General features: G+C 57.9%; 25 protein-coding genes and 2 pseudogenes. 5 read left to right on the forward strand and 22 right to left on the reverse strand.

Annotated elements, in window-relative coordinates; translation table 11 throughout:
- Window positions 1–95 precede the first annotated feature (95 nt).
- The 11 genes and pseudogenes from AB4874_RS15960 to AB4874_RS16010 form a co-directional block, all read right to left on the reverse strand.
- Window positions 96–1,001 (reverse strand): hypothetical protein, encoded by a 906-nt coding sequence (locus tag AB4874_RS15960; protein WP_368392713.1) that lies wholly within the window; start codon window positions 999–1,001, stop codon window positions 96–98.
- A gap of 516 nt (window positions 1,002–1,517) precedes the next feature.
- Window positions 1,518–2,227 (reverse strand): annotated as a pseudogene (locus AB4874_RS15965) (IS6 family transposase).
- Between the two features lie 114 nt (window positions 2,228–2,341).
- Window positions 2,342–3,355 (reverse strand): LacI family DNA-binding transcriptional regulator, encoded by a 1,014-nt coding sequence (locus AB4874_RS15970; protein ID WP_368392714.1) that lies wholly within the window; start codon window positions 3,353–3,355, stop codon window positions 2,342–2,344.
- A gap of 84 nt (window positions 3,356–3,439) precedes the next feature.
- Window positions 3,440–4,171: a hydratase gene (locus tag AB4874_RS15975; RefSeq protein ID WP_368392715.1), complete on the reverse strand. Its 732-nt coding sequence runs from the start codon at window positions 4,169–4,171 to the stop codon at window positions 3,440–3,442.
- Complete coding sequence (locus AB4874_RS15980; RefSeq protein WP_368392716.1) at window positions 4,161–5,096, reverse strand: sugar kinase; 936 nt, start codon at window positions 5,094–5,096, stop codon at window positions 4,161–4,163. The genes AB4874_RS15975 and AB4874_RS15980 overlap by 11 nt, the downstream gene beginning before the upstream one ends.
- Window positions 5,097–5,108: 12 nt before the next feature.
- Window positions 5,109–6,056, reverse strand: a complete 948-nt coding sequence (locus AB4874_RS15985) for an NAD(P)-dependent oxidoreductase (RefSeq protein WP_368392717.1) — start codon at window positions 6,054–6,056, stop codon at window positions 5,109–5,111.
- On the reverse strand, window positions 6,053–6,796 hold the full coding sequence (locus AB4874_RS15990) for an amino acid ABC transporter ATP-binding protein (RefSeq protein WP_368392718.1): 744 nt from the start codon (window positions 6,794–6,796) through the stop codon (window positions 6,053–6,055). The genes AB4874_RS15985 and AB4874_RS15990 overlap by 4 nt, the downstream gene beginning before the upstream one ends.
- 69 nt (window positions 6,797–6,865) lie before the next feature.
- Window positions 6,866–7,675, reverse strand: a complete 810-nt coding sequence (locus AB4874_RS15995) for a transporter substrate-binding domain-containing protein (protein WP_368392719.1) — start codon at window positions 7,673–7,675, stop codon at window positions 6,866–6,868.
- A 36-nt stretch (window positions 7,676–7,711) separates the two neighbouring features.
- Window positions 7,712–8,368, reverse strand: coding sequence for an amino acid ABC transporter permease (locus AB4874_RS16000; protein WP_368392720.1), 657 nt, complete (start codon window positions 8,366–8,368; stop codon window positions 7,712–7,714).
- 1 nt (window position 8,369) lies between these two features.
- Window positions 8,370–9,038: an amino acid ABC transporter permease gene (locus tag AB4874_RS16005; protein ID WP_368392721.1), complete on the reverse strand. Its 669-nt coding sequence runs from the start codon at window positions 9,036–9,038 to the stop codon at window positions 8,370–8,372.
- Window positions 9,039–9,332: 294 nt separating this feature from the next.
- Window positions 9,333–9,686: a hypothetical protein gene (locus AB4874_RS16010; protein WP_368392722.1), complete on the reverse strand. Its 354-nt coding sequence runs from the start codon at window positions 9,684–9,686 to the stop codon at window positions 9,333–9,335.
- Between the two features lie 570 nt (window positions 9,687–10,256).
- Here AB4874_RS16010 and AB4874_RS16015 point away from each other — a divergent pair.
- Window positions 10,257–10,598 (forward strand): annotated as a pseudogene (locus AB4874_RS16015) (Fic family protein); the annotation flags it as partial.
- Window positions 10,599–10,845: 247 nt separating this feature from the next.
- Here AB4874_RS16015 and AB4874_RS16020 read toward each other — a convergent pair.
- The 4 genes from AB4874_RS16020 to AB4874_RS16035 form a co-directional block, all read right to left on the reverse strand.
- On the reverse strand, window positions 10,846–11,277 hold the full coding sequence (locus AB4874_RS16020; protein ID WP_368392723.1) for a hypothetical protein: 432 nt from the start codon (window positions 11,275–11,277) through the stop codon (window positions 10,846–10,848).
- Window positions 11,278–11,359: 82 nt separating this feature from the next.
- Window positions 11,360–11,740 carry a hypothetical protein gene (locus AB4874_RS16025; RefSeq protein WP_368392724.1) on the reverse strand — a complete coding sequence of 127 codons (381 nt, stop codon included), beginning with the start codon at window positions 11,738–11,740 and terminating at the stop codon, window positions 11,360–11,362.
- A 220-nt stretch (window positions 11,741–11,960) separates the two neighbouring features.
- Window positions 11,961–12,425 (reverse strand): hypothetical protein, encoded by a 465-nt coding sequence (locus tag AB4874_RS16030; protein WP_368392725.1) that lies wholly within the window; start codon window positions 12,423–12,425, stop codon window positions 11,961–11,963.
- 3 nt (window positions 12,426–12,428) lie between these two features.
- A complete protein-coding gene (locus AB4874_RS16035) occupies window positions 12,429–12,551 on the reverse strand; it encodes a hypothetical protein (RefSeq protein ID WP_368392726.1) in 123 nt (40 codons plus the stop codon).
- Window positions 12,552–12,939: 388 nt separating this feature from the next.
- Here AB4874_RS16035 and AB4874_RS16040 point away from each other — a divergent pair, with 388 nt between their 5' ends.
- Window positions 12,940–13,776, forward strand: coding sequence for a hypothetical protein (locus AB4874_RS16040; RefSeq protein ID WP_368392727.1), 837 nt, complete (start codon window positions 12,940–12,942; stop codon window positions 13,774–13,776).
- A gap of 101 nt (window positions 13,777–13,877) precedes the next feature.
- Here AB4874_RS16040 and AB4874_RS16045 read toward each other — a convergent pair whose 3' ends face one another.
- The 3 genes from AB4874_RS16045 to AB4874_RS16055 all read right to left on the reverse strand — a co-directional run bounded on the left by AB4874_RS16045 (window position 13,878) and on the right by AB4874_RS16055 (window position 17,707).
- Window positions 13,878–14,999, reverse strand: coding sequence for a hypothetical protein (locus tag AB4874_RS16045; RefSeq protein ID WP_368392728.1), 1,122 nt, complete (start codon window positions 14,997–14,999; stop codon window positions 13,878–13,880).
- Between the two features lie 310 nt (window positions 15,000–15,309).
- Entirely contained in the window at window positions 15,310–17,145 is a 1,836-nt protein-coding gene (locus tag AB4874_RS16050; RefSeq protein WP_368392729.1) for a site-specific integrase, read from the reverse strand.
- 172 nt (window positions 17,146–17,317) lie between these two features.
- On the reverse strand, window positions 17,318–17,707 hold the full coding sequence (locus AB4874_RS16055; RefSeq protein WP_368392730.1) for a helix-turn-helix domain-containing protein: 390 nt from the start codon (window positions 17,705–17,707) through the stop codon (window positions 17,318–17,320).
- A gap of 486 nt (window positions 17,708–18,193) precedes the next feature.
- On the opposite strand from AB4874_RS16055, the gene AB4874_RS16060 reads away from it, so the two are divergent.
- Together AB4874_RS16060 and AB4874_RS16065 are read left to right on the forward strand one after the other, a co-directional pair.
- Window positions 18,194–18,838, forward strand: a complete 645-nt coding sequence (locus tag AB4874_RS16060; RefSeq protein WP_368392731.1) for a DUF2026 family protein — start codon at window positions 18,194–18,196, stop codon at window positions 18,836–18,838.
- Window positions 18,839–19,025: 187 nt separating this feature from the next.
- The gene (locus tag AB4874_RS16065) at window positions 19,026–19,418 is read left to right on the forward strand and encodes a hypothetical protein (RefSeq protein WP_368392732.1); all 393 of its coding nucleotides are present in this window, start codon (window positions 19,026–19,028) and stop codon (window positions 19,416–19,418) included.
- Window positions 19,419–19,880: 462 nt separating this feature from the next.
- Here AB4874_RS16065 and AB4874_RS16070 read toward each other — a convergent pair whose 3' ends face one another.
- The 4 genes from AB4874_RS16070 to gnd form a co-directional block, all read right to left on the reverse strand.
- The gene (locus AB4874_RS16070; protein WP_368392733.1) at window positions 19,881–20,054 is read right to left on the reverse strand and encodes a hypothetical protein; all 174 of its coding nucleotides are present in this window, start codon (window positions 20,052–20,054) and stop codon (window positions 19,881–19,883) included.
- A gap of 359 nt (window positions 20,055–20,413) precedes the next feature.
- Window positions 20,414–20,635: a hypothetical protein gene (locus tag AB4874_RS16075; RefSeq protein ID WP_368392734.1), complete on the reverse strand. Its 222-nt coding sequence runs from the start codon at window positions 20,633–20,635 to the stop codon at window positions 20,414–20,416.
- A gap of 223 nt (window positions 20,636–20,858) precedes the next feature.
- Window positions 20,859–22,166, reverse strand: a complete 1,308-nt coding sequence (locus AB4874_RS16080) for a hypothetical protein (RefSeq protein WP_368392735.1) — start codon at window positions 22,164–22,166, stop codon at window positions 20,859–20,861.
- A 543-nt stretch (window positions 22,167–22,709) separates the two neighbouring features.
- On the reverse strand, window positions 22,710–24,119 hold the full coding sequence (gene gnd / locus AB4874_RS16085; protein ID WP_368392736.1) for an NADP-dependent phosphogluconate dehydrogenase: 1,410 nt from the start codon (window positions 24,117–24,119) through the stop codon (window positions 22,710–22,712).
- Window positions 24,120–24,282: 163 nt separating this feature from the next.
- Between gnd and AB4874_RS16090 the strand changes: the two genes are divergently transcribed.
- Complete coding sequence (locus tag AB4874_RS16090; protein WP_368392737.1) at window positions 24,283–24,516, forward strand: hypothetical protein; 234 nt, start codon at window positions 24,283–24,285, stop codon at window positions 24,514–24,516.
- Window positions 24,517–24,533: the final 17 nt, after the last annotated feature.

Below are 24,533 nucleotides of genomic sequence, written 5' to 3' on the forward strand. Positions count from 1 at the left end.
GCGGGAATGTTTTCCCCTGACATTCACGTTCCCGGAAATTTTCTTTGGGGGGTATGCCCACGAGGAATACGGCGGTTTCAGGCCTGCATACTGCTTTACCGTGGCTGGACGATGATCAACTGCGTCTCGAACACATGCGCGGCGATGTCTGCCACTTGCCGGAGCACGGCTGCTTCGCTTCCGAGAGGCTTGGGCTCACGCGACATCGGAGGTTCGGGTTCCGGCGTGATTGCTGCGTCAGATTCTCCTTCCACGATCGACCTTCGCGTCAAGGTTTCAACCACCGGAATGTCCCCCCGGTCAGAAATATAAGTATCTTGTGGCATCCTTGAGCCGCGGCGCAGCTCGGCTTTCTCACGACCGCGCCGTTCGGCTTCATGCATTTCCGCCACCAGCGACGGCAGGCGTTCTCCAAGCGGCTGATCGTGTTCCTTCAAAAAACCGTTCAGCTTGTCCTCCAACCCTCGGTTGGTTAGAACTTCGAGAACGCGTGGTTCCGAACACAGCCATGTATTCCCACCATCGAAGGCGACATGGTGTTGCTCATCGTCCAATGGGCCTATCATCCGTGGAGCCACGAAGAGCGAGCGCCGGGCGACATCAGACCGACTCCAGGCTTGATTGATCTCGTTTCTCCTGTGAAAGCGGGGTGCCGCGTAAAAAACGAGGTTTGAGCCATCATCTAGCGCCAGCAGGAGTTCATGCTGATCGGAGGTCGTCGCTTCGGTGATGGGGAAACGGTAGTAGGGAACGTTCAGTGTCCCGCCCAAGGCCACGACGGCTTGGTGTTCCTTCGCCGTTCGGCGGACCATGCAATGGGATCGTTTGAATTGCAGAAACAAGGGTACACCTGGCCGGTCGAGCTTCACATCATAGCCGCCCCCTGCTTTGCCTTCCTCGATCAGGCTTGGGAACACGGGTGCGGCTGATAGCGCAACCCAACCGACGAGTTCATTGGTAAGGGCGAACCCGTAAGAGAATTCGGAAATTTCAGGTTTCATTTTTCAGCCGCCGTTGCCAGTATCTTTGAAATCACGCGGATCGGTGAACCGGCTTCTGCACGACTTCTTTAAACCCGATGATTGCATACATGGCTGAAGTAACTCTATAACAAAAAAGGGAATTTTATGGACACTACCGCCATCCCTCCCGAAATCCGCCACCAGTGGAATAGCGCAAATATTCCAATCATCGTCCGTTCCGGGATTTCCGGCCATAAGCTCACAGCACGGTTGCCATATCGTCCCGATAATCGGGGCTGGCTTTTCGGTCTTGCAACCGGACGCCCGAAGTACAATGGACTCCCGTCGAGAAAGCCTGGAAGTTGCCAGTTAGTTGGCTCAATCGTTTTGTTGACAGCGGCCTGGAACGATATGGAAGGCTCTAAGTCGTTCAGCCCTACCGTGAAATGGAGAAGTGCGCGCCCGCTTGTCGGAACGCCGTCGGACACGATTGCCAGTGTTCCTGGTATTGCCAAGTTGTTGAGGGTAGATCGTGAAGGGTGGGCAAAGGCTATCTCATGCCGCCATTTCAGCGGTATAGTGAGCCCAGAGGCTGAATCCATCGTTACGGGCGTGACGGTATGAAGTCGCGGTGATTTGGTAACGGCGGGGCGGAAGATTAGGTTGATCTGGTCATGCGCTGATAGAAACCTCTGAGCCTGACGGTGAGATTTGAACAGGCCAAACATTTTTTCTCGTTTGCTGGCCGGTCGATGCGACACTTTGATCGCGTTGTTTAGGCCTTTGCGGGCGCGGTGATCAGCGTCCGGGGCCAGTATTTTGATCGGCTTAATATAGCTGCGCAATTTGTCAGTGATGATGACCCTTGGTTCGCCAAACTGGGCAACCAGTCTTGGGAAAAAGCGCTTTGCGGCTTTGGCATTTCGCCGAGTTTGTACAAGAATATCAAGAACGTCGCCATTTGCGTCAATTGCCCGCCACAGTCAACGTTTCTTGCCAAGGATTGTGATCACGACTTCGTCAATGTGCCAATTGTCGTTCGGTCGCGGGCGATCTCTACGGATGCAATTTGCGAAATGGCGACCAAAGCGGTTTATCCACAGCCGGATTGCTTCACGGCTTACAATTACGCCCCGTTCGGCGAGCAGATCCTCAACGTCAGCTGTGCTCAACGCGAAGCGATGGTAAGCCCAAACCGCGTAAGCAATGATCTCACGAGGATAGCGGAAGCCTTTTAGGTGGGACATATGGTTCGGTGTTTTCATAACTTTGGCATAGTGCTGTCACGCCGTGCAAACAACTTGGCAATACCCCTGGAAACTCTGCGACAGCACCCATGAAACTGGCGGAAGCGGTATGTAACGACGCCGTCGCGCTCCTTAGCCGCAAGGTCCGGTGGTATCACGAACTCTAAGCCGCGGCTGGACAATCGCGTCACGCAGTTCTGCATGTGGCTCGGCGATCCGACGGATCAGCAGCTCGGCGGCTTTGGTGCCAATCTCGCGCGGGAAAACCTGCACCGTGGTCAGGCGCGGCGGTGCGCCGAGATCGATGAACGACAGGTTGTCGTGACCTACCACCGACAGATCGCGCCCCGGCATCAACCCCAGATCGAACAGACCGCGCAGCAGTCCAGATGCCAGAATATCATTAAAGCAAATGGCCGCTGTCGGGCGCGGATTGAGCGCACTCACCATCCCCGCCGATTGTGGTGATCCATCCCACGCAAGCGGAACCTCAATAATGCCCGCATTCTCAAGGCCCATTTCGCGCATGTGCCTGTCAAACGACTCCAACCGCTCAATCCGGGTTGAGGTCTCGCCCTTAAGCGAAACATAGGCAATCCGGCGATGGCCTAGATCGCGCAAATGCCGCACACTTTCGCGCACTGCCAGCCCCGGGTCAGAGCCCGCAAAGTCGCTCAGACCCATTCCAACGTGACGCATCGCTTGCACCACCGGCAGGGACGCGCGGTCGAGTTGCGAGATCGTCTCGGGGCGCGTGGCGTCGGCGGGAACCAATATCAGCCCCTCGGCGTCGTGCTCGCGCAGCCTACGGATCAGGCCGGACTGGCGTGCGGGATCATCGCGGCTGCTGGCCAGCATCACCAAATGGCCACTGTCATCAAGTCTGGCCTCAATCCCTTCGACAAACTCGGCAAAGAAGCTGTTGACGAGGTTGGGGATGATGACGCCGATCGTACGGCTTTTTTGCCCGCGCAGACGCGCAGCGCCGCTGTTAGGTACATAATCGAGATCGGCGATTACCTTTTCGACTTTTTCACGCGTCGTCTTGGCCACGAGGCTTGATCCGCGGATCACCAGTGAGGCCGTTGCGCGCGACACCCCTGCCGCGCGCGCCACATCAATCAAGGTGATCCGCTTTTTGCTCATATTCCGACCAGTATCGCCCCGACGCCACAGTGGCAATTGACCATACTCCGCCGCGCCAGATCAGGGTGTTGGCGCGCGTAAAAATTATGCGGCAGTAACTGTCATCTCGACTCGCGCATGATTTATTTCCGCGTGAAATGTGCCCGGCGTGGTCAGCGGGATTGGCCCAAGCCGCGCGCCAGTAATCACATATTGCCCTGCGCTCAGCGGCAGGCCAAGTTCCGCTGCGCGTCGCGCAAGAAAACCAAGAAAATCGACGCTTTGATCAAGAGACATGCCGGGTGCCGCCCGCGTTCTCGCCGGGGCGAAATTGGTTGTGATCGCAAGCGCCGCCAGATCGCGGTTGCGCCAATCGGCAATCGCGTCGCCGATCACGATGGAATGGTTGGTGAACCTGTCTGCCATCAGCTCTAGCGGCGTGTGACCAGTTGGTGTAACAAATCGCGTACGCAAACACTCAAACGCGATATGGACGTCGTCGATAGCATCAATGATCGCCTTGAAGGTGGCATCGGGGGCGATATCTTTGCCAAGGAGGAACGCGGTTTCAACTTCTACCCGAAGGCCTCTCAGGTGGGGCTGTAGGGTGCCGGAGTGATGAACTTCGGCTTTCAAAATCGGCGCGCAGGCCAAGTCACGCCCGCCGATCAGACCGTGTTTCCAGCCGCCCACGACGCCAAGCCGTGCAATTGTGGCGCTCTGGATTGCAAAAGCGTCCTCGGCGGTTTCGGGCAGCAGCGGCAGCGCGTCGATCTGTCCCGTCAGATGGGCGTGGGCAAACTGAGCGGCGCAGCTCTCGATCATGTCAGACTGCATGTTCGGCGATCTCCTCATGCATCGCGGATTTCGGAATGATGGCACCGGGAAATTGCACCACGCGGGCGGCCAATCGCGCCCCTGCCAGAACCGCCTCCCGTGGGGACTTTCTGCGCTGAAAGGCCGACAAAAAGCCTGCGTCAAAACTGTCGCCTGCGGCGGTCGTATCGCGCGCGCGCACTGGTGCAGGTAGGGCGATGGACTGCGCCTCACCTGCGGAGCTGCGGTGCAAAACCGCACCGCCGCCGGTGGTCAAAACGATCTCGCCAGTCGCGAAGCGGGCGCAGTGTTGCAATGCCGCCTCGGGTGTATCACAGCCCCAAAGCGCACCCATATCTTCCAGTGAGGGCAGCGCGACCGAAGCCACTGCCAACGCTCGTGAGCTCCAGTCTGTGGCTTCTTGATGCGAAGTCCACAACCGCGCGCGGTAATTCGTATCATAGGCCACCAAACAACCCGCCGCGCGCGCGTGCGCCAAAGCCGACAACATCCGGGCGCGCGCCGCTGCTGGCAAAATAGCCAGTGCAATGCCAGAAAACAGCACTGCGCGGGCGTTGGACAGGGCGGGCGCCTCGGACATTTCGGGGGAGAACATCCGACGTGCCGGGGACTGATCGCGCCAATAAACAAAGCTACGCTCACCGTCTTCATCGGTCGAGATAAAGCTCAGGCCAGGGCTGCCGTGCGGTTCCAGCGCGACGCCTGACACATCCACACCTTCGGCAGCAATGGCATTGCGCATCCAGCGGCTCATTGCGTCATCGCCTAACCGCGACAGATAGCCTATGCGCAAATCGGGTCGCAAACGCGCCAGATAAATTGCGGCATTGAGCATATCGCCGCCCAACCGGCGGTGAAACTGGTTCAGGTTTGCGGCATCATTGGTGAATTCAGCAAGCGGCTCGCCGATGCAAAGGATATCCATTCGAGGTTCCGTTTAAGACAGCGCGACTTTGCTGGGCAGCGGTGTTCCGGCAATAAACGCGTCGATATTGGCAATCACAAGTTGGGCCATTGCCCTGCGCGCCTCATAGGTGGCCGAGGCGATATGCGGGGTGAATAGCGTATTGGGCGCGCGCAAAAGCGCATCCTCCGGGCCGCCGGGCGTGGCCGGTTCGGTTTCAAACACGTCAAGCGCCGCAGCGCCAAGCGTTCCGCCGTGCAAAGCCGCCGCCAGAGCCGCGCTATCAACAACCGAGCCGCGCGCGACGTTGACCAGAGTGCCCTCTGGGCCTAGCGCGTCCAGCACGTCAGGCCCGACGATATGGTGGGTCTCGGGCGTGGCGGCCAAGGTTACGAATAGCACATCGCAATCACGCGCCAATGTCACAGGATTGGCGCGATAGGCGTCGGTCGCATTTTGACCTGGCGCGCGCGCGTAATAGAGCACCTCAAGGCCCAAAGCGCGCAGCATATCCGCCAGTGCACGCCCGATCCGACCGTAGCCCAGAATGCCGGCCCGCGCACCGATCAGTGAGCGGCCAAGCCGCGCCTTTTGACCCCCGCCCCAAGCGCCCGAGCGCACCAGTCGCTCTCCTTCGCCAATGCGCCGGCGCACGCTTAAAGCAAGACCAAGCGCCAGTTCGGCCACCGCCCCGGAAAGCACATCGGGTGTGGTGGTTACGGCAATGTTGCGCGCGGAGGCAGCGCCCAGGTCGACGGCATCTGTGCCGACGCCATTCACCGCAATCAGCCGCAGGTCGGGCAGAGCGTCAATTTCGTCACACGTCAATCCGCGCGTGCCGCTGGTGAGCACGATCTCGATCCCGTCACGCGCCTCGATGTCGCGGGTGATGGCGTGACTGGCGCAAAACTGCTCCATTATGTCTGGCGGATTAAGATCGCTCAGAACCAAAATTCGGGGCAGTGCTGTGGCGGCACTCATGCGATTTGACCGAGGAAATTGCGCAGCCGCTCAGAGCGGGGGTTGCCAAAGAACTCTTCGGGCGCGCCCTGCTCGATGATCGCGCCCGCTTCCATAAAGATCACACGATCGGCTACCGCGCGTGCAAATTCCATTTCGTGGGTCACGCAGAGCATCGTCATGCCTTCGCGCGCGAGATCAATCATCGTATCGAGCACTTCTTTTACCATTTCGGGGTCAAGCGCCGAAGTTGGCTCGTCAAACAGCATGATCCGCGGCTCCATGCACAGCGCGCGCGCAATTGCGACACGCTGCTGTTGGCCCCCCGACAATTGGGCGGGAAACTTAGCTGCCTGCTCGGGGATTTTCACACGCTCAAGATATTTGCGCGCGGTCGCCTCGGCGCTGGACTTATTGGCCCGTCCCGTCTTGAGCGGCGCCAACATGCAGTTTTGTAGCACCGTGAGATGGGGAAACAGGTTGAACTGCTGAAAGACCATGCCAACTTCGCGGCGCACTTTGCCGACATTGTCGCCCCCTGCTGTCAGCTCGATTCCATCAACGGTGATTGTGCCGCTTTGAATGGTTTCAAGCTGGTTGATCGTGCGGATCAGCGTTGATTTACCCGAGCCAGAGGGGCCACAGATAACAATCCGTTCGCCGGTCTCGACCGTCAGATCAATTGCTTTCAACGCTTGAAACGCCCCGAAGAATTTGGAGACCCCGCGCATTTCAACCGCGCGCTGCTTGGATTGTGCCATGGTCATGCCTCGTCATTGAAGCCCGGCGCCGCCGCGTTTGAAACGTGGCGCCGGGTTGATGTCAGATGTTCACTTCAAAGCCGCTTTTGCGGTGCCAGTGCGGACAAAATCAGGAACCTTCGTGCCAAGCCATTGCTCGCTGATTTTGTCCATTGTCCCGTCTTTCATCGCGTCCGCGACAAAGGCGTTGATCTTGGCCAACAGCGCGTCAGAGCCCGGCACGACGGCCACACCCTGAACTTGGCTCGAAAGTGAGAACTTCTCGTCGAAGCGGCCCGGTGCAGCTTTGTTGATCTGTGCAGCGATCACGTTTGAGACGCCAATCAGCGGCACCTGTCCCGATAGCAGCGCTTGAACTGCGGCGGCATCATCGTCAAAACGGCGGATCGTTGCGCTTGCGGGGGCAACTTTGGTGACGCCAGCATCTTGCGTCGAGGCGCGCACCACGCCGATCGTTTTGTCCGCGAGGCCCGCGCCGTCTTTCACGTCTTCGTCTTTTTTGCCGTAAACCATGATCTCAATCCCGGCATATGGGTTCGAGAAATCAACCCTTTCGGCACGCGCCGGCGTGATCCCCAGTGAGGCCACCAGAACATCGACCTGACCCGACAACAAATAGGGAATGCGGTTGGGTCCGGTGACCGGCACAATCTGAATTTTAGTGCCGAGATATTTCGCCAAGGCCTTGGCGGTGTCGGCGTCATAACCCTCGGGGGTGCCGGTCGTGCTCATCGTGCCGAAGGGCGGAAAATCGACCAACATGCCGACTTTGAGCACGCCATTTGCCTCGATCTGTTTGAGTGTAGTGGCTTGCGCTTGCGGGGCAAGAAGGGCCGTGGCTGCAATAGCGGCGGCTGCCAGTGTGTGGAAAAACTTCATTCTCTCCTCCTCCGAGAAATTGGTGGGTACGGTCGTTCAGCGTGTGAAGGCGCGGCGCATCCGCGCTTCAAGCCGGCGCGCGTATAGCGAAAGCGGCCAGCAAATCAGGAAATAGATCACGGCCACCAATCCAAAGACCACAAACGGGTCGAAGGTGGCGTTGTTGACGATCTGACCGGCGCGGGTCAGTTCGGTAAAGCCGATAATAGAGGTCAGCGAGGTGCCCTTGATGAGCTGCACCAGAAATCCCACCGTAGGCGCAACCCCAATCCGTGCCGCTTGCGGCAAGATTACGCTTTGCATCCGGTCGCGGTAGCTAAGCGAAAGGGCCGTTGCGGCTTCAAGTTGGCCCGTGGGCACCGCTTGTATCGAGCCGCGCCAAATCTCGCCGAGATAGGCGCTTGCGTGGAATGTCAGCGCAACGGCGGCAGCCAGCAACGGATTGATCGGCAAGTTCAAGACAGCAAGGCCAAAGTAAAACAGAAACAGCTGCATCAGCAGCGGCGTGCCCTGAAAAACTCGGATAAATACGGCGCTGATCCGGCGTAGCGCGATCGAGTCAGAGCTGCGCGCCAGTGCGACGACCAGCCCGCCGATGGCTCCGCCGACAAACGCAATGACGGACAGCAGCAAGGTCCAGCGGACGGCCTCGATGATGAATAGAATGTCGGCGGGACCGAATTGGCGGATCATATCAGCGGCTCGCGGGGTAATTGAACAAGGTGTGCTGAACCAGGCGGAACAAGCCCGAGAACAGCAGTGAAAGCACAAGATACATGGCCGTGATGACCAGATAGATCTCAAAGCTCGCAAAAGTTTTTGCGTTCAGATCCGCGCCGGCAGAGGCCAGATCATTGGCCGAAATCGTAGAGACAACCGAGGAAGTCAGCATGAGGTAGATGAACTGGCTCGTCATCGCCGGGTAGACGTTGCGCAACGCAGGTTTAAGCACGACATAGCGAAAAATCTGCACCGGCTCGAGCCCAAGCGCACGCCCCGCCTCAATCTGACCATGAGGCACGGACTCGATGCCCGCGCGGGTGATTTCGGTTCCGTAAGCACCAACGTTGATCACAAGGGCGACGAGGGCTGCGACATTTGGATTCAGTGCGATGCCCACGGCGGGCAAGCCGAAAAACAAAAAGAAAATTTGGATCAGGAAGGGTGTATTGCGGATAATTTCAACATAGGCCCCGACAAGGCCGCGTAAGACCTTGTAACGAGACGTGCGCGCCACCGCACCGAGAACCGAGACGACCAGCCCCAAAACCATCGCGACAAAAGACAAGCGAACCGTCAGCCAAGCGCCGTATAAAAGCAGGTCAAAGTTGTCGAATACGGGTGTAAAGTTGAAATGATACACGACGCCTCCCCTGCGTGACCGTCCGAAATCTCCGCTCCTCAACGGACATTTTGGACCACTTGGAACGATCCATTTAGATCGTTCTAAATGTTAATTAGCAAAACAAATTTCCGTGACAGCACACTCTCGCATCCGCGTGAATCTGACGCATGGTCAACTTGAGATATGTCGGCGATCCGCACCCGCCAAAGCCATTACAAGCGGCCATGTTGCATGGATTAAGCGATGGATACAGTTCCCCCTTTTCCCACAGGATCAGCTGACACGACAAAAGGATTTGTGGGTTTACGCTGATCAACCATAGGCGCAGACTAAGGGCCCGTGGTCTCGGATGTTTTCGCGCAACATTTCCAAGAGGGCGGGATAGCAGCGCAGAAGATAGCTCCAGTGTGCCGTCCGGGCATCGATATCGCAAAAGCCATCGGGGATCTCGCTCGGAACCTCGTGGCTCCCAATGCCTGCTGACGTAAGCGCGAGAGCGAGACGCGCATCCGCAATTGCGAGTGTTTGATCCGTTACATAGAAATCATCATAACCGCCGTAGACCCGACCGCCGATGTCGGCGTCAAAAAGGGCAAGGAAGTCTGTGTGATTTTTAAGATCTAAAACGTCCTCTTGATTGCGGCAGAAAAGGATATCGAAACTCATTTGGGCGGCCTCATATTTCGTAGATGTTTGAAAGCTTGGTGATGCGCCGCGTGATCGAGCTTGTCAGGGATCATGCACAGATGGGCATGACCTCGCGTCAGGCGTCCACAGCAACTGGATGGAATGTGAGCCTTTGACGGAATGGGGAAAGAACATTTCCGAAAAAATCACGAAATTTCCCGCAACTCATTAATATGAAAAAATAAAAGCGAGTGGCTCAGCCGCTTTTGCGGTTTGCACCGCCTTGTTGCTCTATGATTTTATGCGACACTGGGGCATCTCGGACCGGCATTCCTTTTACCCGGCTGCGCGTAAAGCCGGATGGCACTAACGCGCGAAGACCTGACGCTCGGCGGCAAGCCGGTCGAGCACCGTTGGCGGAGGCAACGGTGTGTGATGCGGTCCAACAGCGCGGTCGTTATATTGCTCCCTTTAAGTCAGCGTGAGCGGGCAATCATCATCGCATCAGTCCGCACAAGATTTCGGCAAACAAGATCGGCAAGATCTTTAATTTTTCTACGAAAAAGCGCTATGTATAAAGAGCTTTTCGCGCATCTGAGATCGGCAAAAATGATTGAAAGATCTAGCAGGATTGACCCCTGTGTCTTTGAGGAACGTATCCCCGCCGCATTGGCCGATCTCGTCCGGGTGATGAATTGCTACTATTCGAATCTGATCGAGGGCCACAACACGCGGTCGCGCGATCTCGAGCGTGCCCTTGCCGGTGCCGAGCTTGAAGAAGAAACCCGCCCGCTCGCTCTGGAAGCGCGCGCGCATGTCATCGTCCAGCGCGCCATCGACGATATGCACCGGACAGGTACACTACCCCGGCCGACATCGGTCGAATTTCTCACCTGGGTGCATAAGGCGTTCTATGACGAAATGCCTGATAGGTTTCGTGTGATCGAACACACCCGCCGACGTCTACTTCGGTCGCAACTAAAGCATTTTCAGGGACAACGATAAAATTGAGAAACAAACGATCCGATAACGCCGCTTGCATCACCAAAGACGAGGTGCCCATACAGAGTGTGCAGCCAAGTTTGGTATATATTCTTCGGTTCGAAGCAAATCATGCCTTGTGCGCAGAGGCCACCTGCTTCTCAGAGTGAAGATGTTGCAGGTGTCAGGCCGGGAAAGTCCCGGCCTGCATTTTTGTCTATTCCAATGCGGATGTAAAACGGCGGTGGCGCAGTGCAGACAGATGCTGCTCGGCGGCAAGTTGGTCGATCACCTTTTGGCGCAAACTGCGAAACAGCCGCAGCTGTTCCCAGAGCTTTCGGATGCTTTCCAGATCCCCGTCGAGGAAGAAGTAGTTGTCCGTGTTATAGTTTAGCGCAATTTGCCGATAACCCGGCACGCGATCGGAAAGTGTGCCGAGCACATGCGCGCTCAGCGCGTCGAGGGCAGGTTCCTCGGCTTCGTCATAAAGAATGCCAGCGCGAAACGCATCGAACATGGCGCGAACGGGTTGAGCGTCCTGACGCAGATCCACCGTGCTTTCAGCGAGCGCCGCTTCGACGATGCGCGCGGTCTCGATTGCCGCGATGGCGGTGGCTTTGGTATCTGTAGTGCTTGCAGGATAATGCATGAAGTGCTCCTTGTTTCGACCCGCAAAAGCGCAGGTCCTCAAGTTCGCACCGCCCCGCTAAGCGGCGGCGCGAAGGTGGCGCTCAAGCTGCCAGAAGATGTGGCGGCGCGGCCGTGGTCTCTTCAGCACGCAGGGCGCTGAGCCGGTCGGTGTATTCGTCCGTCAGAAGGCAGATTTCCTCGACGACGGGGTCATCCGGGTTTACGGCGGCAAAATAGCCTGCTTCCGGACGCTCGAAATTTTCGACATTCTCGAGGGTGAGTAGGTCGAATAACCATTGCAGCTCTCGCCAAATCTGGCGTGAGAGAATTGCCGGATGCGCCAATCCGTGAACGATAGTGGACACGCGGTGCGCCGCGCCCTCGCCACCCAGAAGCGTGGCCGTATTGCAAAGCGCCTCACGGTTTTCGTAAAGGAAGCTCGACATCGAAATTCGGGCAACCGGGATCACGCGATGATGCATAGAATAGACTCCTATATGCCCTGCGGAATGGCCCGCGGGCGTCAAGAACGGCCCTGCATGGCCGTTTGGGATGTGTGGAGGGCCGCGTTTGGCAACGACGCAATCGAGTGCTCAGAGACGGTACTCGCTTCTTGCGTTTGCTTTCGATCTCGTGGAGCGGTGGGGGTGTGATAGCGCTTCGTTTCGAGAGCGCTATCTCAGCTTCACCGATCAAGGTCGATCAGTGCCGGTCAGCCGTTTCCAACGTTTTCAGCAGGCGCGCCTTAACAAGCTGCATCCGCTCGCGAGGCTGATCGGCGAGCTTGCCGATGACCGGTGTGCGCAAAGCTGGACAAACACACAGCGCCGGGTCGTTCGTGCGGATCACAACGGTGCGCGTGCCGCAGAACCCGGTCGCGCGATTGAGGCCGCTAGCCGCAGCCTCATCCGTCGATAGGTCGATGCCGAGAGCGTTGCGGGCTTTGCGCCGGATGGTGGTGCCGTAAGCCACACATAACCAGCGCTGCCCGTCGTAGACTGAAACCGCGAGCACGAGGCAGGGGCGCGCCTTGGGGCGCTCGTTGGCGGGTGCATTCTGCAGTGGAAACCTGAATGAGATGATATCGCCGGCTTTTATGGTTTCAGACCAAGGGCGCGTCGTTTCGCATGGTGAAGTTGAGGTTCGTTTCGAGAGGGCATTCAGCATGTGTCATTCCTTGTCATGGGGTTGACGCACGATGATCGAGGTCGTTGCCGGGATCGGCTTTCGGTCGCGCGTCACAAGGCGCGCGCGACCGAAGGCCGGTGCCCGGCTGACCGGCTTCTTTCTCACGGTGGCGGTAGGTGTCCTGCCGTGTGCGAAGCAGGAAGAGGCGGGCCGGGCTAATCAGGTGGATTGGACGCGATTAGCCGGGTCTTACACCACAAAAATTATTTCGTGGTGTAAGGTGATCGAGCGGGGCCGCGCTGATCTTTTTCCTCACCGCGATCGTCTCCGGCGCGTACGTTTTCACACTCAGAGATATTGTTTCTTTTGCTCGAGTCTTGGCGTCCCATCTTCCTTGTTTCGAGGGGGGCACGCAGGTTTGATTCTCATATTCTCTATTTTTAGTGTTCATTTCCAGATGGTTATTATTTTTCTGTAATTTTTTTCGGGTTTCGATTTCCGTTTTTCCGGCACGTCTCGATTTCCCTGTTCGTCAAGAACAGGAGAAATCTATATGACCATCCACACATGCTTCGAGCAGCCCTTTCAAGCGACCGCACGGGCTCTCGATCAGTTCTACACGAACCCATTGATTGCTGAGAAATGCTATGCGCGACTGTCCCAGACATTCCCAGCCCAGCCGGGTGATCTTTGGATCGAGCCTTCTGCGGGGGCTGGTGCCTTTCTCGCGCATTTACCTGAGCCGCGTATAGGCCTCGACCTCGCGCCTGCTGCTCCTGGCATCGTACGAGCCGATTATCTGAACTGGGTCCCGCCGGGCAATTTTAGGCGGCACGTTGTGGTCGGCAACCCGCCGTTCGGTCGCAACGCTTCCCTCGCGATCAATTTTTTCAATCACGCAGCGAGCCATGCGGATGTGATTGCGATGATCCTGCCGCGCTCGGTGCGCAAATCCTCGCTGCGCCGCCGGCTCAATCGGATGTTCCATCTCGTTGACGAGATGCTGTTGCCGGTAGAGGCTTTTCTCTATGAGGGTCAGCCCTACGCGGTGCGCACCGTTTTCCAGATTTGGGAGCGTCGGGGCTATGAGCGTTCCGAACAGCGGGGTGCCGTCAAACATCCGGATTTCAGTTTCTGCAACGCCGAAGAGGCTGATTTTGCCATTCGCCGCATTGGCGGCGTCGCGGGGCGCATATTCGATAATCCGATCGAACACACGCCCAGCTCGCATCTCTTCCTCAAGGCGATCGACCGGGAGAACGCGCAACATTTGCGGGCGTGTTTTGCGCAGCTGGATTTTAGTGAGGTGCGCGAGGATTCCGTTGCAAATTACTCGGTCGCAAAGAGTGATGTCGTCGCGCTCTACGCGCTTCTCGTGGCGGGAGGCTGAGGACGGCATGACGTCATCGCCCTTCAAGCCCTGTCGGGTCGCGTTAGCATGTCTCGTGGCGCGACGACTCGGTTCGCGATCCCGCTGAACGATGACATGTGTTATGGCGCAACCCGTTTCTCAATTTCCCCGATCGCCGATTGCCAAGCGCGCACGGACGCCGTGACACGAAAGTCCGTGAGGTAAGCCCGCTGCGAATAGCGCTGCGAATGCCCGAGCAAGGCTTGCGCTGCCCAGGCGGCGTCAGGCTCTTCGGTGCGGATCAGGTTTGTGACCAATGTTCGGATCAAGTGGCCGGAAATACCGAACTCCTCTTTCAACAGCGCCGTCGGATGATATGTGTCAAACCCGTCAGACGACAGGCTAAGCAGGTTCATTCCGTCGAGTTCGGCAACGCGATCTTTGATCTGCCAAGCCGGCCGATCGCCGAGCACATGCGCGTCGAGCAGGCGGCTTGTGAAGGGCCACAGTTCTCCTAACTCTTTCTTCCGCCGGGTCTTGGCTTGCCGGAATGACAGTTCCCAGTCACCCGTTTCGGTGCGCTGGATGTCGCGGCCCACGCGAAATCGAGATAGGTCACCCTGCCGGTCGGACCCGTTCACCAGCAACACCAACACCACGGATTTCCGGCGTAAACGTTCAGCCTGTGCGGTGTCCCCTCTGCAGCTGCGCGCGACTTCTGAATGCCGCGCGGCGGCATGCAAAATGTCAGCCAAATCGAACGCTTTGAGAAAGCCTCGGACTTTCGTTCGTTTGCCAAGTGGCGCGTCCTCTGCTTCGGCCCGGAGTTGTCCCCGAATTTCTGAAAATGCTTCGGCGGCGAGTCGGTCGAAGAGCTGCCCGCGATAGGCAAAACTTTCCACCCGCTCGAAATAGTCCGCTGCAGAGCGGGGTGTGATGGCACGCTCGACGAGCAGGAAGCGCAGGAATACTTCGGCGAGGTCTGTCGAAAATGCCTCCCCGATTTTGATACCGCGTTCGGCTGCCCATTTGCGAGCCGTCGCGCAGATGCCGATGGCGCTGATGACTGAGGCTCGCGTCTTTTCGCGCAGCGGGCGATAGGTTGTCTCTCCGCGCCGGACCCTCCGGTCTAGAAGGGGCAGGACCTCGCGCCACGTTTCAGGCCAGTGCTCGGGCAGCGTTGCAATCCGGGTGGAGCGACGCGGCTTTTTTGACTTCACATTGTAACATGCGTTGAGCCAGCGGTCCCAGTCTTTGGTCAAGGTCCGCGCCGGTGCGAGGGGCACTGTCGGGGCGAACCGCGCGAGGGCCGCCATTAAGGTGCGGTGTGTCGTGCGGCTTGTGGCTGCAGATGCAAAGTCCTCGGTGTTTGCTGTTTCGGGTGTTCGCCCCGATGCCGAGAGTGCGCCATAAAACCGCTCGAGCGCGGCCGGGACACCCCGACCCGTGAGGGTGCCAGAAATGACCGCCTCCGTAACGGCCTCGGCAACAGGACGGGGCACGCTGGGCATGCGCGCGCGGAGCCGGGCTTCCCGCTCGGCCCAGGAAAATGGTGGATGGGGCATAAGGTCCTCAAATAAGTTGCAGTGTGGGATCGAGGCGCTCAAGCACTTCGGCAAAGAGACGTGCAGCCTCACGACCGGCACCGCGTGCGTAGAACGCTTGCACCGTGTCGAGCTTGTCGCAGAGCAAATCGGCGACAACGCCATAGGCGCCGGGGTTCTGAGCGACGAAGAGTGTTGCGCCGACATGGCGCATCATGTGCGGCTTCAATCCGATAACGCCGATCCGCGACATGCCGCGATTCCATACCTTGTTCAAAGTGCAACGCGATACTGGCTTGTTACTTTTCGTGCCGGGAAACAGGTAAGGGTTTCGCTCGGGATCGATCCCGTGATGTGCGCACCAAAGGTCGCGCCCCTCTTCGACCCAGAGCGTGATGACCTTCCATTGCGCAAGAGGAAGCTCATGCACGATCTCGCGGTTGTTTTTCACTTTCGCCCGCGGGATGTCGATCATCGCGTGCGCGCCCTTGCGACGGGGCAGCAGAAGCTCTGCGTCTTTGCCACCAAAGGTCAGTTCGTTGATGTTGCGCGTGCGCAGCGGGCGCGAGAGTTGAAACGCCATCGCCGCCGACGTCATCGCCATATGCAGCGCCTCGGTGCGCGCATGCACCCCGAGTGTCGTCCAATTGGCAAGCCCGCGCCGTGCTTCGCGCTCTAACACGCGCGGTCCGGTCAGGATGGCGCGGATGACCGCAGGATCTCGATCAAGGAGTTTCAGGAAGGCGGCGCGTTCTGCAGCCATCTCGTTTGCATAATCGCTATGCACCGTATCCGAGAAGTGCAGATCCGCGAGCGTATCTAGCACATCTTCCTCTAGGTTGTTACGCTTGGCGAGCGTTTCAAGTGCGGCAAGCCAGGTGTGCATTGACGAGGTCTTATTCGGGTTCTTGAGCGCCTGTTCCTGCTTCGCGCGTTCCTGAAAGCGCTTCGCAGCAGCGAGCACATGGCCGCGCGTCAGAAGCCCCTCCAGTTGCTCGACGTCTGCGGGCGGCATTCGATCATCCCAAGCATGACGGATGAGCCATGACAGCGCATTTCGATGCGCTTTGCGGCGCAGCTCCGGGTTGCGCACCTTGCGCTTGCCTTTGGTCCTGCGTGGCATCGGGTCAGCGCCGAGTTTGCCCCCGAAACGGTCGCGTTTTGCGCGCTCCCCGTGCACGGCGCGTTCGATCGCAGCCTCGCAGGACTTTACAAGAGGCGCTGGCAGGGATGACCAGTCGAGCGGGGCATCGCGACGTCCTGGAAGCGGTCCGACGGGCGCTAGTGGCAGCAGAGACGCGACCTCTTCGTGCCGATTCCGTTGCGCGATTATCTTGTTCAGAAGGCGTAGCGAGCGACGAAAAGAAGCCGTCTTGTCGGCTGGAATGGCAGACAGTGCCTCGGTTGCTGAAATGGTGTCGAGCGCGGCGGGAAAGACGTGACCCACCCGGGCCCGGAGATTTGCAAGCGACACATCCGCCATGCCAGGAAGCACCTTAGAGCCATCGGGTCCCGCACGGTTCTGCACGCGCTTTACATATCCGATCAGATGATCCCAAGCGAGACGTGCATCGGGAGAGGTCGCGTCCTGTGCGACTTTCCCTGTCGCAAGCCGTATCGCCGCACTGATTTTTCCCGACCACGTGTGAAACGCGCGTTCTGCGGCTTCGGGTGTTGCGGCGCGAAATTCGCCGACCCATACGATGCGACAAGCGATCTCGGACCAAGCAACGTCATTCGCCGCTATCTGATGGAGTTTGCTGCCGGTGAGTTTCTCGACCCGGCGAAACGCGGCGGCATATGCCTTCGCAGATTGTGCGGAATACAGGTTGGGCAGAGCGAGGTAGATTTCCTGGAGAGTCATGTTTTCATCCTTTCCGTGGTGATTTCATCTGCGGGACGGAACCGTTCATCCCCGAAAAGATGAACGGAACGGCCATGCAGATTTGGCCCATGAAGTTCGGGGGGTGTTTCGTTCACGCGGCTCGAAAAGAGGTTCAGGCGGCGATTTGGCCGTTCATGGATGCAGTGCATCGTCACGCCCATGTGCCGAGCCAACGCTGGATTTCAGCAGGCACAAAACGCACGCGAGAGCCGATACGCCGATACGGTAGAAAGCCCTGTTTTGCCTTGGCGATGAGAGTCGAAGGGCGAAACGGGCAGAGCAGTGCAGCGTCTTCAGGCGTCAGCAACCGCTGCCGATAGGCGGCCTCCAAGCCCCTTGGCGCCTGCCCACCCTCAAAGGCCCAAACCGTCTCCCAAGCGTAGCCTCTGCGCCGGCCGCTCCGAAGCGGGATCAACAGGCCGTCTTGTTCGGCGCGCCATAGCGTCGCCGCGCTGCCCGCTTGCCAGCGGCAAAGTAAATCTGCGGCGCTCAGGAGCTCAGTTGCTTGTTTGGAATTAGGGAGTTTGGATCGTTTCGACATGGGTGTTTTCCTTTCGTTCCAACGGAGAAAGGGAAGACGCCGATCAAATCCAAATTTTAGCGTTCACGAAATGCACGGTGTGGGTTTTCGGGCAGGAAAGGGTGGGGGTAGGCTCTTACGGAAATACCTGCCGTGGTGTTCCCTGTGGTTCCCCCTGTAGCGGACACGGACCTGTCCGGGGTTCAAGCCATGCGAAGATCCGGCAGAGTTCCCTGCTTCTTGCCGGCGTAATCGGTGGTTTCCTCACCCCAAGTTTATTCGCGCAAACTCCTGTTTTGTGCGAGCCATTTCGCTCGAGATTTGCAGCCCATCCGAGCGCGTCTTGTGCGTTCGGATGGCCCCCCATAACACCCCTTGGACAGCTTTCACGGTCGGCGCCACCGTCAGCATAGGAAGCGTCGGAAAAAGTTCTTCCGGACGATCGCCCCGACACCACTTCCTTTCCGCATCGGAAGAACCGATGCGGAAAAAGAAGGAAATTCAGAAATGTCCAAGAAAAATGCCATCCGCCGCGGACCCTGTCTGCTCAATGCCGAACAACTGAAATCCGTTGGCGACCGCGTCCATAAGGCTTCGATTCGGGCCGTCACCGGCGGCTTCTACGCACGCGGCGGCAACAAGATCTTCACTGCCAGTGGCTCTTTGCAAGACGCGGTCCTTCCTGCGGCTCCTTTGATGGCCTTCGCGGCGGCGCAGATTCTGAGCAACATGGGTCTGCAGCCTCGCGTCATCGCCGGTGCCGCAATCTGGTCTGTCGGTTCGGGTGACTACGATACCCTCGATCACGGGATCGCAAACCCATCGATCCCGTCGATTGCGGCGGCTAGGGGCGATTTTCACACCTGGGTGATCTGCGAAGGCTGGTTGCTCGATTTCGCAGCCTGCGCCTTGCCCGCCAAGCTTGCGCAGACACATGCGTCGCAGCCCTTCTCCACACCGCGCGAACGCTGGACCCGCTTTCCAGAGGTGATCACGCACCCGTTGTTTTACTCGATGCCCGATCCGCTTAGGGATGCTCACGCAACCTATGGCTATTTCAAGCGCAGACCGGAGCTCCTCTCCGAAGTGCGAAGTTTTCTTGAAGACGGTGTGCGGGCGGCTGAAGCCGAGGCTGAAAGACTGCCTACCTGATGTGATTTGGGGCGAGTGGGTACTCGCCCCATTTTGATGGGGCTGCAGTTCTCGGGAGTAAGCGTCGTTTATGCCCTAGAGGGCGGAATTCCCTAAGTAAATGGGATCAAATACAGCGTCGTATAAGTTACGCAGCTTCACCATTCATTGTCTGGACCAAAATTGATCTACCCTCTATGGGGCTGACATGACAAAGAAAATACAAATCAACTATCGCGCTGAACCGACTGTCTTCGATGAAGCGAAGCTCAAAGCAAGCTCGCTCATGCCAGCAATGCTGGAGGTCAATGAAGACGGTGATTCATTCTCACTGACGCTCACGCCTGCTGCTCTTACCCCTTTCGAAAAGTTCGAAGGAATGATGCTGACGCTGCCAATCCTCCCAAGGCTTGCAAAACAGATCGATGCATCATTCGACAAGAGTGAGGGGCCAATTTTTGCGCAGGCCGACCTTGTTGTCGTTCACGTGGCCAAAGATACCAAAGCGAAGCACGTGGAGTCAGACTTCGATGACGATCAGCTGCTGATAACAATGATCTTTCACCCAGGCGCACACTGCTTTCACCCAAACGCGCACTGAGTGAAATATACTCATGGGCTTTTGCGGGGGGGCTGTCCCAAGCACGTCCGTTAGAGTGGTATGCGAGTGACATGCTACGGTTCCGGTTTCACCTGACGCGACGCTTTGCGCGATCGCTTCAGGGTCTTTCAATATGGCTATATAATCACCTCACCCCGGGTCCGGCGCGTCGCCCATGGCAACGCAGGAATTTCCGCACTGTGAATTGCGTCTTGCTCGGACCGTTCTTCTGCCGCTACCAGTCGCCCCCATCGCCGTCACCGATCGATGAGATCGAATGCCGCCAGTAGAGGGTGAGCATCATGGGCCGCCGATCACCCTACTACAGGGCGCGTTTTGCATGCCCGTTCATATTTCGCGAGGGAGTTCTAGTTCGCGTCGATGCTCTGCACATACGGGTCAGACCACTCCGATACTGCGTGCCGGATCGACCAGAATTTTGATATATTTACTTGTCTGCGCTTATTCTTGTTCGAGCATTTCGTGGGTAACAAGGGAAAGCTCATTCGCCGCTTGCGAGAAGCTCTGAATTACCTGTTCAAGCTTGGCATGAGGTTGCGTTTCAATTTCAGATACGACCACGAAAACGTGGTCAGCGAGATTGTTCATTTTTACAAGGAGTTCTCTACTGATCATGCGGCCTCTCTGATTTTATTAGCGACCGCAAAAAAATAAGAGCGGCAACAATTAATAGTTGCCAAAGTTTTGCAGGATTGGAGAACGAAGCCAAGACCGTGTTTCTGAGTTTGGTTCCGAAAGAGCCGTGCCTCCCAGAAAGTTTACTGGACCCGCCACGGATTTCTCCCCGCTGCTGATTAGAATCGGACCTAAAGTGATCTGGCCACGAAACGAATATCGCGCGGAAGGGTAGCGAATATTTGAGAAGATGGATTTATGCTTTTCCCCAGCCCCTCCAAGCGCGCAATCCTCTTGTGCTTTCAACCGCTTTGAAGCTCGTCATATAGGATGCGCGGCTTTCTTCACTTAAAATGGCGCTATCCTTTAGGTTCACACTGGCCTGAGACGAGCATACCTTCCTTCGACAACCCAACGCCAAGCCGCAGCGCTCGGCGATGCGCAAAAAATGCGACCTCTCTGGCGCTTGGCTTGGACATCGTCTCGACGAACGCATTCAGCCAAATTTCATCCTTAGGCGTCATTTCTTGCGGTGAGAGATCGTTCGCCGGCATCGTCGTCTTCCGCTCATAGGTGGTCACACTGCTCACTCCCGAGTTGCCAAACGCTACATCTTTCGCCGCTTCTTGCGCAAGATCAAACGCACGCCCGTATACGCAGAGACACGCTCGTGCCGCGCTATGTAGTGTTCAATAAATTTATGGGGCGGATTTTTGGGTGGGGAAAGGAGTAAGACTTGGGGCAAATATCTGCCCCCGTGTCCCCTGTGGTTTCCCCTGTAGCGGACACGGACCTGTTCGGGCTTCAGGCCGTATCGAAACCCGGCAGAGTTCCCTGCTTCTTGCGGGCGTAATAGGTGGTACGAGATATTCCGTGTTTCTTCCATGGCTGATCCCGCGACGCTGAATTCGCCGCCAACCATTCTTTCCGTGTCTTAGCGCCGGCTTGCGCCCGGTGCGCTCGTGATGCCGCTGCCTTTCTTTCTTGGCGCAGTTTTTGAGGTATGACTTGTCGAAGATTAAGCGAACATGCATATTCTTCAGAAATACCGAGCAGATCCGCGATACGGCTTCCCGAGTAATGGTAGCGTCCATCGGCAAGCGGGCTTGAGGCATTTATCCCGGCGGCCTGTCTTTCTGCAGTGCGAATGATCGCAGAGACTTCCTGAGCCGGTAAATCGGGTGTTGCGCACCGGGCTGCTTCGAGAATTTCCAGCGCGCCGTCGTCGACTTCAGTGTCATGAGTTAGGGTTGTGGCAAATATGTGAAGCCAGGTGTTTCGCATGCCATCTGGAATTGTGCCGCCGTGCGCGGTTCTGATCCCCTCAAGATCGTCGCGGATTTGCCGGAAGCGGGCCGCCGGGGGCAAGCCGACGGGCATCGCGCGGCCTTTTAAGTTCACTCGCTGCGACAAACCTTTTCTGGCGCGAAACGTCTGAAGTTCGGCGCGCGTGGGTCGCCCTGACGCGAAGAAAATCACATCTGCCAAGACGTCGAAGTCGTGGCGATTTCCCATCCCAGCAGAAACACGAACGCGCTTGCCTGATTTTTCATTGAAGCTGCTGGGAAGGCGGAAGACACGCGCAACGTCTTGGCAGCCGCGATCTGCGCCAAATGATACGAAGATTTCGTTTAGCGCGCTCATTACAGCCTGCCAACGTTTTAAGGCGGCTGGCGGCAGATCATTGATAAGCCAAATCAGGGCGGAGCCTCGACCGCTTTGCAATAGTATTGATGGCGATGGCAGGTTTGCGTCATCAAGAAGATGCAGAATGGCGGCCTCGACCACGCTGACATCACAGTCACGCCAGCGCGCCGTCTTATGCCAGTCGAGATCAACATAGACAGCGTTCAGCGCTACGAGCTGATCGGAGGTGCGGCGATAGCGGAATCGGTTCAATGAGACATACGCGCGCCCGTCGAGAAGGTTGGGCAGGGCGAGTTCTAATTCGCTCGGCGCAAGGCAAAGATTGCGCGGCTCATCACCTTCGAACCAGAGCAGAGATGGCCGACCGTGCTGGTCTTCGGGGTGGAGAAGCTGAACATAAACATCCGGAGAAATGTCGCTGATGCAGGATGGCGGGGCGGAAACGCATTTGGAAAGATTTTGCATTGACCGGACATGGACCGGTCAAGAATTTGCAGAAGCAGATTGCAGCTTGTTTGAGTCGAACTTGAGTGCTCGGTCACGTGGCGGGTGAGACCAAGGTGCGGATCGTGGCCGATAGATTGAAACCTGACGGCGACGGTGAGTGCGACTGCTGCGCGGTAGGGGCTCCTGTGTGAGGCCCAATCGCCTGCCTGGGACGGCAGTTGCTTTCAACGCAGGGCAGGCGATCGGGCGGCTAGAACGGCACGAACACTGTCTGACACCAGCGCCTATGGGTTCAAAGTGCGAGATTTGATAGCCAGCGCTGACCCGGGACAGAAGTATTTTGCGCGGTGATGAGGGGGTGTCTAATTTTCTCTTGCGGCTCATGTGGGCTGTTTTGATCCCAGCGATAGGGGCGACTGGCGAATGAAACGACCCCGACACCTGTAGGGGGGCTGTGAGCCATGTGTTGGTGCCGCAATCACTCTCCACAGGACCTTGTTCAGTTAATGTGACACCTCCCCCGCGACCGTTCGGATCTCGGGGGAGGTAAGACGGGCGGGCTTACATCGCCCAGGGGCCGTGGAAATCCGTGCCATCGCGATCCGTCCGCTCGAAGCCGTGCGCGCCGAAGAAATCGCGCTGACCCTGGATCATGTTGGCGGTGCCGCGTTCGGTGCGCATCGTGTCGAAATAGCTCAGCGCCATCGACAGGGCCGGAACGGCGAGGCCATAAGTGGCTGCAACGCTTACCATCTTGCGCAGCGCCGCGTGATGGGTCTTGAGCAGGGCCGCGAAATAGGGCGCGTACATCAGGTTGCGCTCGGGCGCTTCGGTCAGCGCGCGTGCCATATCATCGAGCATCGCAGAGCGGATTATGCAGCCGTCACGCCAGATCAGTGCGATCTCGGGCAGTGGCAGATCCCAGTCGAAGGGCGCATTGGCCGAACGCAGCATTTCGAACCCCTGCGCATAGCACAGGATCTTGCCCGCGATCAGTGCGTGCTCCGGGTCATCGGCGCTCAGCGTGCCCTCGGGCAACGCTTCGGGGGCGGACCCGAAAAGATCCTGCCCCTGCTTGCGCGCCTCTAGCCGAGCCGACAGGTTGCGCGCCATTACGGCGGCCTCGATCACCGGAACGGGGGCGGCGAGATGCTGCGCCTCGATCACGGTCCAGCGTCCGGTGCCCTTCTGGCCCGCGCGGTCAAGGATGATGTCGAGCATCGGCTTGCCGCTCTCGGGATCGGCGGTGCGGGCGACCTTGCCGGAGATCTCGATCAGGTAGGATTTCAGGGGGCCCTCATCCCACTTGGCAAAGGCGTCGCCGCAATCCTGTGCGCTCATCTTCATCCCGTCGCGCATCACGCCATAGATCTCGGCGATCATCTCCATGTCGGCATATTCGATGCCGTTATGCACGGCTTTCACGAAATGACCGGAGCCGCCCTTGCCCATGAAGCCCGCGCAAGGGGTGCCGTCGAACTTGGCCGCGATCGCAGTGAGGACGGGCGCCACGCGGTCCCAGTCCTGCTGTTCGCCCCCGCCCATGATCGCGGGTCCGTTGCGCGCGCCTTCCTCACCGCCCGAGACGCCAATTCCGAGAAAGCGCGGGCCGGCCTTGGCGGCCTCTGCCGCGCGGCGGTCGGTGTCGTGGAAATTCGCGTTGCCTGCATCAATGATCAGATCATCGGGATCAAGATAGTCCCGAAGCGCCGCGATCTGCTGGTCCACGGGATCGCCCGCAGGCACCATCAGGATGATCGCGCGTGGCTTGGCGATGGCGTGCACCAGCGCTTCAATCGTCTCGCAGGGCGTGATTTTCGAAGCGAGCCCGCCCGCATTTTCGTGGAAGGTCTTCGTCACGCTCGTGGTGCGGTTGAAGACCGCGATGTCAAAGCCCTTTTCGGCGATGTTAAGCGCGAGCATTGCGCCCATGGTGCCAAGGCCGATCAGGCCGATTTGCGAGTGTGACACGAGGTTTGTCTCCAAAAATAGTTGCGCAGGCGATAGCCCGCCCTTTGGGTCTTATGGGCCGGACGAAAGCCACGGACCGGCGTGAAGCTGCGAATGCGTGGGCCGTTGCAATACTGTGCGGCCGTGGGTTGAGAGCAGGATGTGGTGTTTTCCTGCGGCTTCAGTGAAACTGTTTGGCCACAAAGTCGATCTCCTTGGCAACCCCGATCCAGCAGTTCGAGAACTGTCCTTTACAGATGATGCGCCGGGCATCGATGTCAGCGAGGGTAATTTTAGCTCCGGCCAGGCTGACGGCTATTGGCATGTGATGGCTCAAACGCTGACAGATCGGCGTCATCTCAAACGTCGCAAGCTGGTGCAACATAAGGGGCATCGTCAAGTTGTTGCCTTATGCTGAGAAATTGGCGATTTGCG

Origin of the sequence: Thioclava arctica (genome assembly GCF_040892615.1) — a bacterium.
GTDB classification, from domain to species: Bacteria; Pseudomonadota; Alphaproteobacteria; order Rhodobacterales; family Rhodobacteraceae; genus Thioclava; species Thioclava arctica.

Coding starts and splice junctions, on each gene's coding strand:
- AB4874_RS16080 (WP_368392735.1), bottom strand. CDS start 22,166: ATGCAAAATCTTTCCAAATGCGTTTCCGCCCCGCCATCCTGCATCAGC.
- AB4874_RS16030 (WP_368392725.1), bottom strand. CDS start 12,425: ATGCTGAATGCCCTCTCGAAACGAACCTCAACTTCACCATGCGAAACG.
- AB4874_RS15960 (WP_368392713.1), bottom strand. CDS start 1,001: ATGAAACCTGAAATTTCCGAATTCTCTTACGGGTTCGCCCTTACCAAT.
- AB4874_RS15975 (WP_368392715.1), bottom strand. CDS start 4,171: ATGCAGTCTGACATGATCGAGAGCTGCGCCGCTCAGTTTGCCCACGCC.
- AB4874_RS16055 (WP_368392730.1), bottom strand. CDS start 17,707: ATGTCGAAACGATCCAAACTCCCTAATTCCAAACAAGCAACTGAGCTC.
- AB4874_RS16010 (WP_368392722.1), bottom strand. CDS start 9,686: ATGAGTTTCGATATCCTTTTCTGCCGCAATCAAGAGGACGTTTTAGAT.
- AB4874_RS16040 (WP_368392727.1), top strand. CDS start 12,940: ATGACCATCCACACATGCTTCGAGCAGCCCTTTCAAGCGACCGCACGG.
- AB4874_RS16000 (WP_368392720.1), bottom strand. CDS start 8,368: ATGATCCGCCAATTCGGTCCCGCCGACATTCTATTCATCATCGAGGCC.
- AB4874_RS16050 (WP_368392729.1), bottom strand. CDS start 17,145: ATGACTCTCCAGGAAATCTACCTCGCTCTGCCCAACCTGTATTCCGCA.
- AB4874_RS16060 (WP_368392731.1), top strand. CDS start 18,194: ATGTCCAAGAAAAATGCCATCCGCCGCGGACCCTGTCTGCTCAATGCC.
- AB4874_RS16070 (WP_368392733.1), bottom strand. CDS start 20,054: ATGATCAGTAGAGAACTCCTTGTAAAAATGAACAATCTCGCTGACCAC.
- AB4874_RS15985 (WP_368392717.1), bottom strand. CDS start 6,056: ATGAGTGCCGCCACAGCACTGCCCCGAATTTTGGTTCTGAGCGATCTT.
- AB4874_RS15995 (WP_368392719.1), bottom strand. CDS start 7,675: ATGAAGTTTTTCCACACACTGGCAGCCGCCGCTATTGCAGCCACGGCC.
- AB4874_RS16065 (WP_368392732.1), top strand. CDS start 19,026: ATGACAAAGAAAATACAAATCAACTATCGCGCTGAACCGACTGTCTTC.
- AB4874_RS15990 (WP_368392718.1), bottom strand. CDS start 6,796: ATGGCACAATCCAAGCAGCGCGCGGTTGAAATGCGCGGGGTCTCCAAA.
- AB4874_RS16025 (WP_368392724.1), bottom strand. CDS start 11,740: ATGCATCATCGCGTGATCCCGGTTGCCCGAATTTCGATGTCGAGCTTC.
- AB4874_RS16020 (WP_368392723.1), bottom strand. CDS start 11,277: ATGCATTATCCTGCAAGCACTACAGATACCAAAGCCACCGCCATCGCG.
- AB4874_RS15970 (WP_368392714.1), bottom strand. CDS start 3,355: ATGAGCAAAAAGCGGATCACCTTGATTGATGTGGCGCGCGCGGCAGGG.
- AB4874_RS15980 (WP_368392716.1), bottom strand. CDS start 5,096: ATGGATATCCTTTGCATCGGCGAGCCGCTTGCTGAATTCACCAATGAT.